The sequence below is a fragment of the Enterobacter sp. 04-C-12-SI-ECC genome (assembly GCF_047530715.1).
GTDB lineage: Bacteria > Pseudomonadota > Gammaproteobacteria > Enterobacterales > Enterobacteriaceae > Enterobacter > Enterobacter bugandensis.
Map to the genome: position 1 here is coordinate 12756 of NZ_JBLKDI010000006.1, position 12023 is coordinate 24778.

General features: G+C 57.3%; 12 protein-coding genes, 1 other RNA gene and 1 pseudogene. 5 read left to right on the forward strand and 9 right to left on the reverse strand.

Annotated features, from left to right (window positions below; translation table 11 throughout):
• Window positions 1-17: 17 nt before the first annotated feature.
• Window positions 18-728 carry a GNAT family N-acetyltransferase gene (locus tag ACMWL8_RS10725; RefSeq protein WP_045259912.1) on the forward strand — a complete coding sequence of 237 codons (711 nt, stop codon included), beginning with the start codon at window positions 18-20 and terminating at the stop codon, window positions 726-728.
• Here ACMWL8_RS10725 and ykgO read toward each other — a convergent pair.
• Entirely contained in the window at window positions 725-865 is a 141-nt protein-coding gene (ykgO, locus tag ACMWL8_RS10730) for a type B 50S ribosomal protein L36 (protein WP_003859006.1), read from the reverse strand. The genes ACMWL8_RS10725 and ykgO overlap by 4 nt on opposite strands.
• Window positions 866-867: 2 nt before the next feature.
• Complete coding sequence (locus tag ACMWL8_RS10735) at window positions 868-1128, reverse strand: type B 50S ribosomal protein L31 (RefSeq protein ID WP_006176933.1); 261 nt, start codon at window positions 1126-1128, stop codon at window positions 868-870.
• A gap of 219 nt (window positions 1129-1347) precedes the next feature.
• On the opposite strand from ACMWL8_RS10735, the gene ACMWL8_RS10740 reads away from it, so the two are divergent.
• A complete protein-coding gene (locus tag ACMWL8_RS10740; RefSeq protein WP_045259911.1) occupies window positions 1348-2913 on the forward strand; it encodes an EAL domain-containing protein in 1566 nt (521 codons plus the stop codon).
• On the opposite strand, the gene ACMWL8_RS10745 is transcribed toward ACMWL8_RS10740, so the two are convergent.
• Complete coding sequence (locus ACMWL8_RS10745; protein ID WP_028012182.1) at window positions 2906-3178, reverse strand: metal/formaldehyde-sensitive transcriptional repressor; 273 nt, start codon at window positions 3176-3178, stop codon at window positions 2906-2908. The genes ACMWL8_RS10740 and ACMWL8_RS10745 overlap by 8 nt on opposite strands.
• 133 nt (window positions 3179-3311) lie before the next feature.
• On the opposite strand from ACMWL8_RS10745, the gene ACMWL8_RS10750 reads away from it, so the two are divergent.
• Complete coding sequence (locus ACMWL8_RS10750) at window positions 3312-4136, forward strand: nickel/cobalt efflux protein RcnA (RefSeq protein ID WP_045259910.1); 825 nt, start codon at window positions 3312-3314, stop codon at window positions 4134-4136.
• A gap of 33 nt (window positions 4137-4169) precedes the next feature.
• Here ACMWL8_RS10750 and ACMWL8_RS10755 read toward each other — a convergent pair whose 3' ends face one another.
• The 3 genes from ACMWL8_RS10755 to ACMWL8_RS10765 all read right to left on the reverse strand — a co-directional run bounded on the left by ACMWL8_RS10755 (window position 4170) and on the right by ACMWL8_RS10765 (window position 9123).
• The gene (locus tag ACMWL8_RS10755) at window positions 4170-7262 is read right to left on the reverse strand and encodes a beta-galactosidase (protein ID WP_414751585.1); all 3093 of its coding nucleotides are present in this window, start codon (window positions 7260-7262) and stop codon (window positions 4170-4172) included.
• Between the two features lie 102 nt (window positions 7263-7364).
• A complete protein-coding gene (locus ACMWL8_RS10760) occupies window positions 7365-8435 on the reverse strand; it encodes a LacI family DNA-binding transcriptional regulator (RefSeq protein ID WP_028012179.1) in 1071 nt (356 codons plus the stop codon).
• A gap of 76 nt (window positions 8436-8511) precedes the next feature.
• Window positions 8512-9123, reverse strand: a complete 612-nt coding sequence (locus ACMWL8_RS10765; RefSeq protein ID WP_028012178.1) for a YczE/YyaS/YitT family protein — start codon at window positions 9121-9123, stop codon at window positions 8512-8514.
• An 86-nt stretch (window positions 9124-9209) separates the two neighbouring features.
• On the opposite strand from ACMWL8_RS10765, the gene ACMWL8_RS10770 reads away from it, so the two are divergent.
• On the forward strand, window positions 9210-10631 hold the full coding sequence (locus ACMWL8_RS10770; protein WP_045259908.1) for a PLP-dependent aminotransferase family protein: 1422 nt from the start codon (window positions 9210-9212) through the stop codon (window positions 10629-10631).
• An 80-nt stretch (window positions 10632-10711) separates the two neighbouring features.
• Here the strand turns inward: ACMWL8_RS10770 and ACMWL8_RS10775 are convergent, their stop codons facing one another.
• From ACMWL8_RS10775 to ffs, 3 genes are all read right to left on the reverse strand, one after another.
• Window positions 10712-10927 (reverse strand): hypothetical protein, encoded by a 216-nt coding sequence (locus tag ACMWL8_RS10775; RefSeq protein WP_028012176.1) that lies wholly within the window; start codon window positions 10925-10927, stop codon window positions 10712-10714.
• Window positions 10924-11175: a hypothetical protein gene (locus tag ACMWL8_RS10780; RefSeq protein WP_006176926.1), complete on the reverse strand. Its 252-nt coding sequence runs from the start codon at window positions 11173-11175 to the stop codon at window positions 10924-10926. The genes ACMWL8_RS10775 and ACMWL8_RS10780 overlap by 4 nt, the downstream gene beginning before the upstream one ends.
• Before the next feature lie 258 nt (window positions 11176-11433).
• Window positions 11434-11530, reverse strand: an RNA gene (gene ffs, locus ACMWL8_RS10785) — signal recognition particle sRNA small type.
• An 84-nt stretch (window positions 11531-11614) separates the two neighbouring features.
• Here ffs and ACMWL8_RS10790 point away from each other — a divergent pair.
• Window positions 11615-12011, forward strand: a pseudogene (locus tag ACMWL8_RS10790) (MGMT family protein).
• Window positions 12012-12023 lie beyond the last annotated feature (12 nt).

The window sequence follows — 12023 nt, forward strand, 5'->3', positions numbered from 1 at the left end:
ACGTCACGGAAATAAAGATGAAGACATTCAATGAGTTTGGACAACCTGTGGGCGAAGCCCTTACCGACTGGCAGCCTCGCCCTCATCCGTCCCGGGTGGTACTGCAGGGGCATTATTGTCGGCTTGAACCGCTGCGCGTGGAGCATGCCGGGGCACTGTTCTCCGCCTATGCTCTGGCCGGAGATACCCGGAGCTGGACGTGGCTACTGCGTGAACCCGATGCCACGGCCGCTGAGTTTGCCGAATGGGTGGCAAGCGTGTGTGAGTTATCTGACCCGATGCACTTTACCGTTATAGATAATCAGACCCAGGCCCCGGTCGGGACGCTGGCCCTGATGCGGATCGATCCTAAAAACGGCGTTGTGGAAGTGGGACACGTTCACTTCTCCGTGCTGTTAAGCCGCACGCCCATGTCAACAGAAGCGCAATATCTGCTGATGCGGTACGCGTTCGATACCCTGGGCTACCGGCGATATGAATGGAAGTGCAACAGCCTGAACGAACCATCACGCAAAGCGGCACTGCGTCTGGGCTTTCAGTTTGAAGGCCGTTTTCGCCAGGCGCTGGTCATAAAAGGCCGTAACCGGGATACCGACTGGTTTTCGATTCTCGACAAAGAGTGGCCGGCGCTGGCGAGCGCCTTTGAAGGCTGGCTTGCCACCGACAATTTTACTGCCGATGGCAAACAGAAAAGATCCCTGGAAAGCTGGCGAGAAACGCGCGTCTAGCGTCTTTTTTTACGTCCCTGCACCGCCTTAAAGCGCGGATTGGATTTGCAAATCACGTATAAGCGTCCCTTGCGTTTGACTATCTGGCAATCCGGGTGACGCTGTTTTGCGCTGCGCAATGAGTTAAGCACCTGCATGGTTAGCCCCGCTTCGCATTAAGAAAACCGCCAAAACGCTTGCGGAAACGCGCTGCGCTACCATCCGTGGAAAACGTTTTTTGCTTACCGGTATAAAACGGATGCGATTTTGAAGAAACCTCGATAGTGATGTACGGATACGTTTCACCGTCGAGCTCAATTTCGCGGTCGGTTTTAATGGTTGAACCCACTTTAAAGTATTCATTGGCACTGGTGTCGTGGAATACCACGGTGCGATACGCTGGATGGATGTTTGGTTTCATCATAAACCCTTTGTGTTTTGTTATAACATAACAAAATAATATCCAGGCAAGGTTGAAAAAACAACCCTCTCTCTCCTGAGGATATTTTCTAATTTGCTTTAGATAACATGAAAACCCTGCCCCCACGTGCTATAACTATTTCATTTCGCGGTAAAATCTTTCTCTTCAGGCAGGAAACTCAGCGTCCGGATTCGGGCATATGAGAAAGGAAACGACAGCATGAAAACCCGACATCTGGTCAGTCTGGTGACTGGCGTACTTATCTTTTCCGTGCTGGTTCCCATTTGCCTCAGCATCTGGCTTGCCCATCGCCAGGCAGAAGAGAAATTTGTTGATGCGCTGGATAGCTATGCTTCTCGGGTGCTGATGCGCACCGACAGGGTCGTGGATCAGGCTAAAGAAGCGTTAAATCACCTGCAGGGATTTAAGGGCGTTCCCTGTAGTCCGCTGCATTTGAGGGAAATACGTCGGGTCGCGTTCTCGTGGCGCTATATCCAGGAGGTGATCTATATCGACAACCTTAAACCCCTCTGCTCTTCGCTTGAGCAGGCGAGTAAATCCGCCGCTTATCCTCCCCCCATGCGTATCACCGAAGATGGCTACAGCGCATGGCTTACCGCACAGAACGATCTTGGCTTTCACCGCTATATGGCCGTGCTCGGGAAGGGCCATTACCTTGTTCTGGTCGATCCTGCCTCGCTTGTGGATGTGATCCCTTTCGGGGCGATTGCCATTGATGCCGCTCTGGTGGGAAGCGCAACGCATCTTATTTTCGCCAGCAGTAATACGCTTGATCCGCATATCCGCGATCGGATCAACGATCGAGGCGTCTCCAGCGTTCAGTACAAGGGCTCCATGTACGTCATGAAGCCAGTCCCTGAGCTTGGATTTACTGTCGTCACGTGGGCAGCGCTCACCCCCCTGGCTGAAAGCTGGCACCGACAGCTGCTTTTCTGGCTGCCGTTTGGCGTCCTGATAAGCCTGCTGGCGGCACTGTTTGTCCTGCGGATCCTGCGACGAATCCAGTCGCCGCGCAATCGCCTGCTGGACGCCATTAACAGCCGCGATTTTGTGGTTCACTATCAGCCCATCGTGGCGCTGTGCAGTGGAAAAATCGTGGGTGCGGAAGCGCTTGCGCGCTGGCCCCAGCCAGACGGAAGCAGTCTCTCGCCTGATATATTTGTGCCGCTTGCCGAGCAAACCGGCCTCATCTCGCAACTGACGCAGTTAGTTATGGAAAAAGTGTTTGAAGATATGGGCCACTGGCTGCAGCTCCACCCCGATCAGCATATCTCCATCAACCTCGCCCCGGCCGATTTGACCTCCGGTAATCTGCCGCCTTTACTGAGTCAACTCCTGAATAAGTGGCAGATTCATCCCCGACAAATCGCCCTTGAGTTAACCGAGCGTGGCTTTGCCGACCCCAAAATCAGCGCGCCGGCTATCGCCGCGTTTCGCCGTTCGGGCCACCCTGTCTACATTGATGATTTTGGCACGGGCTATTCCAGCCTCAGCTATCTGCAGCATCTTGATGTCGACACGCTAAAAATTGACAAATCGTTCGTGGATGCACTGGAGTACAAAAACGTAACGCCGCACATTATCGAAATGGCGAAGTCGCTGCAGCTGGCAATGGTGGCGGAAGGCGTGGAGACCGAAGGGCAGCTTACCTGGCTGCACCGCCACGGCGTGCAGTATGGGCAGGGGTGGTTCTACAGTAAGGCGCTGCCCAAGACGGAATTTATCCTTTGGGCAGAGAACAACCTCGCCACGCGCTCTACTTAAGATAGGATTTGATCACCTGCAGCACGACGCCAAGATCGGCTTCACGCTGCGCCTCTTCGGGCTCTTTCACGACATGATCGGTAAGATGCCCTTCAATCACCTGCATCATCATGCCATTGACCGCGCCACGGATCGCCGCCAGCTGCTGTAACACCTCAGCACATTCGTGATCGCTGTTGAGCATTTTCTCCAGCGCGGTGCTCTGCCCCTGAATTTTCTTCAGGCGAGTCAATAACATCTTCTTATCGCGAACGGTATGTGACATCTCTGTCTCCCTCAGTTTTGGCTTTTAAAGCATATCACGCTCTACTCCCCCTGAGTATTTTTCTACTGGGGGGTAGTATTATGCTACTGGGGGGGAGTACTATTTGCGCACGCTTTCCATACTGGAAATTTCAATGAACGATTTTGCTTCACTCCTGCAGCAGGGTAATGCCTGGCTGTTTGTTCCCAGCGCTATCCTGCTCGGTGCGCTGCATGGCCTGGAGCCGGGCCACTCAAAAACAATGATGGCTGCCTTTATAGTGGCTATCCGCGGCACGCTGAAGCAGGCGGTGTTGCTCGGTCTGGCGGCTACGCTTTCCCATACGGCGGTAGTCTGGTTTATTGCCATGGCAGGACTATGGTTTGGCCGCGGCTGGGACGCACATACGTCTGAACCCTGGTTCCAGCTGATCTCCGGGGTGTTGATCGTTGCAATCGCCCTGTGGATGGCGTGGCGAACCTGGAAAGAGAGCCGGCCACACGATCATCATCACGATTGCCACCACCATCATGACCATGACCATGACCACCACCATGATCATCACCATCACCACGAACACCCGCTGGTTGAAGAGGAGTGGCAGGACGCCCACCAGCGCGCGCACGCGCAGGATATCAACCGGCGCTTTAACGGACAAAACGTGACGACAGGACAGATCGCGATGTTTGGCCTGACCGGCGGGCTTATCCCTTGCCCGGCGTCCATCACCGTTCTGCTGATCTGCCTGCAGCTGAAGCATTTTGCGCTCGGCGCGACGCTGGTATTCAGCTTCAGCATCGGTCTGGCGTTAACGCTGGTCGCTTCCGGCGCGATTGCCGCCTTAAGCCTCAAGCACGCGACAAAACGCTGGCCCGGATTCAGCGAACTTTCCCGCAAAGCGCCGTGGATCTCCGCCGCGCTGATTATCGTGGTAGGGATTTACATGAGCCTGCATGGCCTGAGCGGCATTCTGGCGTAAGCAGGCGGCCACGCCCGGTGGCCGCCTCTCTGGTCAGATAAGAGTCTGCTGCCAGCTAAAGGTATAACGAAGCTGGCGCGTCTGCAGGATAAATTCCGGCGAAACGCTGGGGCTCCAGGAGTCATCGCCGCCCACCCCCATATGAAACGCATCGAGGTTGAGCCAGCACCCCGGCTCTTCCCGCAGCAGATGATGATGGGTTGTCTCACGCAGCTGCTGCTGGCTATAGCGGCCCACTGAGAAATGGAACACGCCATTCAGCTGATGCGCACCCAGCACAAGTTTGCGGGTATCGCAGCGCAAACCATTTTCCGTCGGGAAGATATACGGCGTGTGCATGTCTGCCAGGGGCAGTGTCCAGCGCCCCTGCTGCGCCGCCAGCTTTCTGTCCGGGTAGTTTTCATGCGGCCCCAGCCCCAGCCAGTCAACCTTTTCTGGCGTTTCAGCGAGATGAACGCTCAGGCCAATGCGCGCGGGCTCCGGGATATCAGACGCAATATCGACCTGAATGTCGCCATACAGAACCCCCTGCTCGTCCACCCGCCAGATTTTACGGCTCAGGAACAGCGCCCTGCCGCGATGCTCCAGGACATTAAGCGTGGTAACCACCACCTCACGCGCATGCTGCTCTGCCTCACAGTGCAGCATGCGCGAGGTGAGATCGTACATGCCCGCCGCTTTCCAGCGTTCAACCCACGCGTTTGGATCGATGCGCGTCGCTTCGCTCACCCCAATGTCGTTGTCCAGCGGCGCGCGGCTGACGTTATCCGTCACGGGTGAAAGCAGCGTTTCAACGCCATTTCGCCACCATTGAGTCAGGTATCCGGATGCGCGATCGAACTGCCATCGCTGTTGACGATGCGTGACCTCCAGGATGCGATCGTTTTGCGTTAAAACTGGCGGCTCGCCCGTAGAGGCTGGCGGTGCAATAAAGAGTGGAGCGGGAAGCGGCCACTGCTCCCACGCGCAGCGATGGCCTGCCGGTGACCACGGCGTTGCCCGCGGCTGGCGCACTTCAACATTCAGCCAGACTTCCCCCGGCTCGGCTTTCAATTCCGGCAGAGCGATCTCCAGACGCTGAACGCCTTCAGGGGCTATCGCCAGCGTCACCTCGCCCGAAGCCAGTACCTTCCCATCCCGGGCAACCGTCCAGCTCAGCACTTCGTTATCGGTAGAGCGGAACAGGTAGCCGCTTTGCACCTCAATCACCAGCGGAGAGGTACTGACCAGCGTAAAGGTAAAGAACTGCTGGGCGCGCTGCGCCTCGTACAGCGCCGGGTGCGGCGTGCGATCGGGGAAGACCAGGCCATTGAGGCAGAACTGCCGATCGTTCGGCGTATCGCCAAAGTCCCCGCCGTAGGCCCAGAACGCGTTGCCCTTTTCGTCTTTCTTCGTCAACGCCTGATCGACCCAGTCACAGACAAACCCACCCTGCAGGCGAGGATGGCTGCGAAACGCCTGCCAGTATTTCGCAAACCCGCCGAAGCTGTTTCCCATCGCGTGGGCGTATTCACAGAGGATCAGCGGACGCGTTTCGTCGGGCATGCCGATCCATTTCTTGATTGACCATTTAGGCACCGCCGGGAAAGGCTGATCCCAATCGACCCGGGCGTACATCGGACAAACAATATCGGTCGCCGCCGTATTCGCCCCGCCGCCTTCGTACTGCACCGGGCGCGTGGGATCGGTGGTTTTCAGCCAGCGGTACAGCGCATCATGATTCGCGCCGTGGCCGGACTCGTTACCCAGCGACCAGATGATAATTGAGGGATGATTGCGATCGCGCTGCACCATGCGGGTTACGCGCTCGCTCATGGCGGGCAGCCAGCGCGGATCGTCAGCGAGGCGGCTCATCGGCACCATGCCGTGGGTTTCAATATTGGCTTCGTCAACAACGTACAGCCCGTAGCGATCGCAAAGGCTGTACCACAGCGGATGGTTCGGGTAGTGCGAACAGCGCACGGCGTTAAAGTTATGCTGCTTCATGATCTCGATGTCGCGACGCATGGTCGCCTCGTCCATCACCTGACCGTTTTCCGGGTGATGCTCGTGTCGGTTAACCCCGCGGATCAGCAGCGGCTTACCGTTAAGCTTCAGCAGGCCGTTACTGATGTCAACGCGGCGGAAGCCCACATCGCACGCCTCAACCTCCAGTACCTCACTCTGCGGGCCGAGAAGCGCCATCGTCAGGCGATACAGTTCCGGCGTTTCAGCACTCCAGAGCGCGGGACGGTCAATGGGGATCTCCACCGTTAAGCGTTCGTCCCAGCTGCCGCGCTCGTCCACAACGGCAGACCCCGGACGCCGGGAAACGCTGGCGCATTTTTCACCCTTGCGCCACAGGGTAAAGACCACCTCGCAGTCTGCAAAGCCCGCCCCTGCCAGCGCGACATCTGCCTTAAGCACTGCGCGGTCCAGCTCCGCATTCAGGTCCGTCACCACGCGATAATCGGCAATCTGCGTTTCGGGTTTATGCAGTAGCGTCACATCGCGGAAAATACCGCTCATGCGCCACATGTCCTGATCTTCCAGATAGCTACCGTCGCACCAGCGCAACACCATGACCGCCAGGCGGTTCTCACCGGGCCGCAGGACCGTCGAGAGATCGAATTCGGCAGGCAGCCTGCTGTCCTGGGAATAGCCCATCCACCGCCCGTTGCACCACAGATGAAACGCAGAGTTCACGCCGTCAAAGATAATGCGGGTCTGCCCGCTCTGAAGCCAAGCGTCATCCACATCAAATGTGAGCGAGTAACAGCCGGTTGGGTTTTCCTGCGGCACAAAAGGCGGATTAACGGGGATAGGATAGGTGACGTTGGTGTAGATGGGCGTGTCAAACCCCTGCATCTGCCAGTTCGACGGCACGGGCATCGCAACAGCGTCCGCACAGTCTTCGGTTACCCACGCCTCCGGGATTTGCTCGGGTGCAGGAAAGTAGTTAAATCGCCACACCCCATTGAGGGAGCGTCTGCTGGCGGATGCAGCATCATCCAGGGCAGGCTGTTCAAGACGCCAGCTGTGTAACGGCGCATGGGCCTCCAGACGGTTCCACTGGGTGACACCCGGGTTTTCCCAGTCCCGTCGGGCCAGAATGGCGCTGAGAGTCAGCGATAAAGTATTGGGCATAGTAACCTCTTTGCGAAGCGCTCACAATTTTGGTTAACATGCCCTGGCACCCGGCGACGGTAAAGCACGCAATCGCGGGGTAGCGAGTCCGATCACAAAGTTTTATTTGCGGGCAAGCTGCCCGGCAAGGAGGGCCAGGCTTCTGAGCTGCTGCGCCAGATCCTCGCGTTCGGCCTGCTGCGGGGTGCGGCGCGCGCTGGAATGGCGGGTCACCAGCGTGACCGGCAGCTGAACCTGCCAGCATTCCTCCCCCCCGCTGGGGGACAGAAGCCACTCCACGCTGCGCTCGCCCGCCTCGCGAAACGCCTGACGAATGGTCGTCAGCGGCGGAGAAAACCAGGCGCTGTCGGCCGTATCGTCAAACCCGACCACCGATATCTGGCCAGGAACAGCTATCCCTTTTTCCGCACAGGCGCGCATTACCCCAAGCGCCATCTGATCGTTCGCCACCAGAATGGCATCCGGCAGTACCGCCCCCGAGAGCAGCACATGTCCCTTCTCATAGCCGCTGGCCGCGCTCCAGTCGCCGTAGGCCACCGCAGCCGCGTCGAGACCCGCCTGCGCCAGCGTCGCTTTCCAACCCGCCAGACGCGCGCGCGCAGAGACCGAGCTTTCCGGCCCGCTCAGCAGGGCAATATGCTGATGCCCCAGCGAAAGCAGATGCTCAACGCCCAGGCGTGCCCCCTCTTCGGCGTTAAACACGAGGCTATTTACCTGCGCTGACGGTGACACGTCGAGGAACAGCACCGGGACGGGCGTCGCCAGCGACCTGAGCGCTTCGGCGTGCGGATCGTCAAGCGGCACATTTACCAGCAGCGCGTCTACCCGCTGCGCCAGCAGCGCCTGAAGCGCCGCCTGACACTGCTGCGGCTGCTCCACCATGGAAATCAGGACGCTCGCCCCCTGCCCTGCAGCCCGGGATTTTACCGCCGAGACAATTTGCGAGGGCGCGTGCAGCGCCAGATCGGTGGTGATGAGCCCCAGCGTACGGGTGCGTTTCCCCGCCAGCTGCTGCGCCCGCAGGTTGGGAACGTAATGCAGCTCCGCCATTGCCTGCTGCACCTTTTCCCGCGTGCGGGCAGAGACGTGCTCCGCGTCGTTAATCACGCGGGAAACGGTCTGATAAGAAACCCCCGCAAGGAGGGCGACATCATAAAGAGTGATTGCTTTCATGCGTTCTGGCATCGCGATTTTCGAAGCGTCTATTCTGGCACAGCGACGCCGTTAAAACATGTGAGCGCTTCGCAAATTAAACAACCCGCTCCGGCTGCGTCATTTTCTCACCGCGCGGCTTCTGGCGGAACCAGGGCAAACAGAGCTGAATAAGCGGACCAATGGTCAGAGCATACGCCACAGTTCCCACCCCAAACGAGCCACCCAGCACGCACCCAATCAGCAGGACGGACACTTCGATGGAGGTACGCACGCTGCGAATGGACCACCCCAGCCGGGCGTGAATGCCGGTCATCAGGCCGTCGCGCGGACCAGGCCCGAAACCGGCCCCGATGTACATGCTGGTGGCGATCGCGTTCATCACGATGCCCGACACCAGGAAAGCGATGCGCACGGATAACGAACTCAGCTCGGGGATAAGCGCCATGCTGGCATCCGCCGCCAGACCGATACAAATCACGTTGCTTATCGTGCCAAGACCGGGCATCTGACGCAGTGGGATCCACAGTAAGAGCACCGCAGCCCCGGTCAAAATGATCACCGTCCCAATGCTCATCCCCAGCTGTATTCCCACGCCAAGGTGAAACACATCCCACGGATCGACCCCCAGATCCGCACGAATAAACATCGCGGTGGAAAGCCCATACAGCCCTAAACCGACATAAAGTTGTAGCAGACGACGTACCATTTTTATCTTCTCCAGTGAACCCGACTTTCATCCTGACCTAAAATGGCACTAAGATTAATGTCCAGTTTTTAAATAGTGGACTGCTTATGTCATCACGCCGCTTCGGAAGCCAGTCTGTGGTACGCCTTTTAGGGCACTGGCAGCAAACTTCATCCCGCACTCCGCTCTGGCGCCAGCTGGCCGACGCGCTGCGCTTATTAATCCTTGATGGCCGGCTGGCACTGCATACGCGCCTGCCGGGTGAGCGTGAGCTGGCGACGGCGCTGAACGTGAGCCGAACCACCGTCAGCAGCGCCCTCGCCCACCTGCGTGAAGAGGGTTATCTTGAAAGCCGCCACGGCAGCGGGTCGCGCGTCATCCTCCCGGATGCACGCGCCGTTCCCACCCTTTCCGCAGCGAGCGTCGCCCTGGATCTTTCCACTGCCGCCCTCAGCGCCGGGCCGGAGATCCACCAGGCTTACACCCATGCACTTACGGCTATTACTCAACACCTCTCGCTGACGGGCTACGAGCAGCTTGGGCTGCCGGTGCTACGGGAGGCCATCGCTGCGCGCTATACCGCGCGAGGTCTTCCCACCCGGGCAGACGAGGTGATGGTGGTCAACGGTGCCGTCAGCGGGTTCGCGCTGGTGCTGCGGATGATGGCCGGACCGGGGGATCGCGTCGTGGTCGATCACCCCACCTATCCGCTGGCGATTGCCGCTATTCAGGGAGCACAGTGTCGGCCAGTAGGAGTGTCGTTGCCGGAAACGGGCTGGGATACGGATGGGTTTGCGGCTACGCTTGCCCAGACCGCGCCGCGCCTGGCCTACCTGATGCCAGATTTTCACAACCCAACCGGTCGATGCATGGATATCGCCACCCGTCAGGCAATCGCTGATATAGCAGCCCAGACCCGCACGGCGCTGGTCGTGGATGAAACGATGGTCGATCTCTGGTTTGATTCGCCACCGCCGCCACCGCTGGCATCGTTTAACCCGCAGGCCAGCGTGATTACGCTAGGCTCTGCCGGAAAAAGCTTCTGGGGCGGGCTGCGTCTCGGCTGGATCCGCGCCTCCTCGCGGACTATCGCCACGCTCGCCCAGACGCGCGATACGCTGGATTTAGGCTCGCCGCTGCTTGAGCAGCTGGCGACGCTGTGGCTTATCGACAACAGCGAGCGTTTTCTGCCCGCTCGCCGCAAGATGCTGGCGGAACGGCGCGATCGATGCAGTAACCTGCTGCGAGAACATTTCCCGGAGTGGACGTTTCATGAGGCGGAGGGTGGGCTCTCTTACTGGATCGAACTTCCTGGCATGCTGGCGACACAGCTTGCCGCACGGGCAGAAATCATCGGGATTAACCTGGGAACCGGGACGCGGTTTGGCTTATCGGGGGCGTTTGACCGCTTTTTACGTATGCCCTTTTCGCTGGAGCCAGCGGAGCTGGAAGCGGCATTGCTGCGGATTAAACCGTTATGGCTCGCGCTAAATTCAAATACGCCAGCAGTCAAACGCCGCCTGGTTTAATATTAAAATTTTGAACTGGATCATAAAATAAAAACTGCTGACTGTAATATATGCAGTCAGCAGTTTTCACTGGTCAGGATTTAGTGCTGAGGAGGAATGGGGAAACCTTTCAGGGAAATAACGAAATTATCACCGTCTTTCTTTATTTTTGCACCGGTATCACACCAGTCAGACGCAATACGAAAGAACTCATCGCTTCCAACATTCCAGCCAAGACGTACATGCTTCACGTAGCCTGAACGCAACAGAGCGCAGGCCTCGTTGTAGTCACTGGCAGTTGACAGTTGTTGTTTCATTTTCTCTTCTTCAGAAGTTTACGTAGAGCCTTGATTTCTTTAGGAGTAAAAGGAGAAACACTCTCTTCTTCCGTATGCTGATTATCAATATCCTCTTCCGATACTCCCGCCTCTTCTACTGCTTCAAACGCCAGCAGCAGCAGTTTCTCTGTGGTCACGCTTAAATTTTCGTTATTTACTTCCGCATAGTGGCGGAGTCTTTCTTTTAGCGCTTCGTCAATTTTAACATTTAAAACTGCAGTAGCCATGTTTGTCACTTCCCTTCGGAATAAGTACTTTATTTAATACACGAAGTTATCACTGTTATCCAGATCTATATTTTTTTGAATTTTGACGAAAATAGACGTCCAATTATAAAATGCCAGTCTACTATTACAGGTTTATGACAGTAATATTTCAGGGCGATGAAATATATATTACACGGTATAGGCATTATATTATTGTGGAATAACGGCTAAAAAGAGATGGAAACAGGAAAGATGGATGAGGCCACAAATGGGTGGGGGCCCTGCCAGCTACATCCCGGCACCCACGTCGTCTGCCCTGGCTGCTTCCTTCCGGACCTGACCTGGTGAACAGAGTAGCGTTGCGGGAGAACCAACAGAGCCCCCATTGAGAGCGTTGATAACCAACGCGCTGGCGCATTATCCCTGTGCGAAGAGCCAATTGCAAGCGACCAGGAACCGGATGCTGGTTTCTTGCGCAAACAGGCGCAGCAATCAGAACGATCTTCGTTTACCATGACGGTCCAAACATCCCCACAGGTGAAGGTATGGACGAAAACGACTCCTTTCCCCAGCGCGTATGGCAAATCGTGGCCTCGATTCCGGAAGGCTATGTCACCACCTACGGTGATGTGGCAAGGCTGGCAGGCTCTCCACGCGCGGCGCGACAGGTCGGTGGCGTCCTGAAGCGGCTGCCGGAGGGAAGTACGCTGCCCTGGCATCGGGTGGTGAACCGTCATGGCGCTATCTCGCTGACCGGGCCGGATCTCCAGCGTCAGCGTCAGGCATTGCTTTCAGAGGGTGTGCAGGTGTCGGGCGCAGGACAGATTGATTTGCAGAAATACCGCTGGGTGTACTAAACCCTCCCCCGA

Excerpts from the sequence above, each read along its gene's own strand:
- ACMWL8_RS10725 (WP_045259912.1), top strand. The coding sequence starts at position 18 with ATGAAGACATTCAATGAGTTTGGACAACCTGTGGGCGAAGCCCTTACC.
- ykgO (WP_003859006.1), bottom strand. The coding sequence starts at position 865 with ATGCAGGTGCTTAACTCATTGCGCAGCGCAAAACAGCGTCACCCGGAT.
- ACMWL8_RS10735 (WP_006176933.1), bottom strand. The coding sequence starts at position 1,128 with ATGAAACCAAACATCCATCCAGCGTATCGCACCGTGGTATTCCACGAC.
- ACMWL8_RS10740 (WP_045259911.1), top strand. The coding sequence starts at position 1,348 with ATGAAAACCCGACATCTGGTCAGTCTGGTGACTGGCGTACTTATCTTT.
- ACMWL8_RS10745 (WP_028012182.1), bottom strand. The coding sequence starts at position 3,178 with ATGTCACATACCGTTCGCGATAAGAAGATGTTATTGACTCGCCTGAAG.
- ACMWL8_RS10750 (WP_045259910.1), top strand. The coding sequence starts at position 3,312 with ATGAACGATTTTGCTTCACTCCTGCAGCAGGGTAATGCCTGGCTGTTT.
- ACMWL8_RS10755 (WP_414751585.1), bottom strand. The coding sequence starts at position 7,262 with ATGCCCAATACTTTATCGCTGACTCTCAGCGCCATTCTGGCCCGACGG.
- ACMWL8_RS10760 (WP_028012179.1), bottom strand. The coding sequence starts at position 8,435 with ATGAAAGCAATCACTCTTTATGATGTCGCCCTCCTTGCGGGGGTTTCT.
- ACMWL8_RS10765 (WP_028012178.1), bottom strand. The coding sequence starts at position 9,123 with ATGGTACGTCGTCTGCTACAACTTTATGTCGGTTTAGGGCTGTATGGG.
- ACMWL8_RS10770 (WP_045259908.1), top strand. The coding sequence starts at position 9,210 with ATGTCATCACGCCGCTTCGGAAGCCAGTCTGTGGTACGCCTTTTAGGG.
- ACMWL8_RS10775 (WP_028012176.1), bottom strand. The coding sequence starts at position 10,927 with ATGAAACAACAACTGTCAACTGCCAGTGACTACAACGAGGCCTGCGCT.
- ACMWL8_RS10780 (WP_006176926.1), bottom strand. The coding sequence starts at position 11,175 with ATGGCTACTGCAGTTTTAAATGTTAAAATTGACGAAGCGCTAAAAGAA.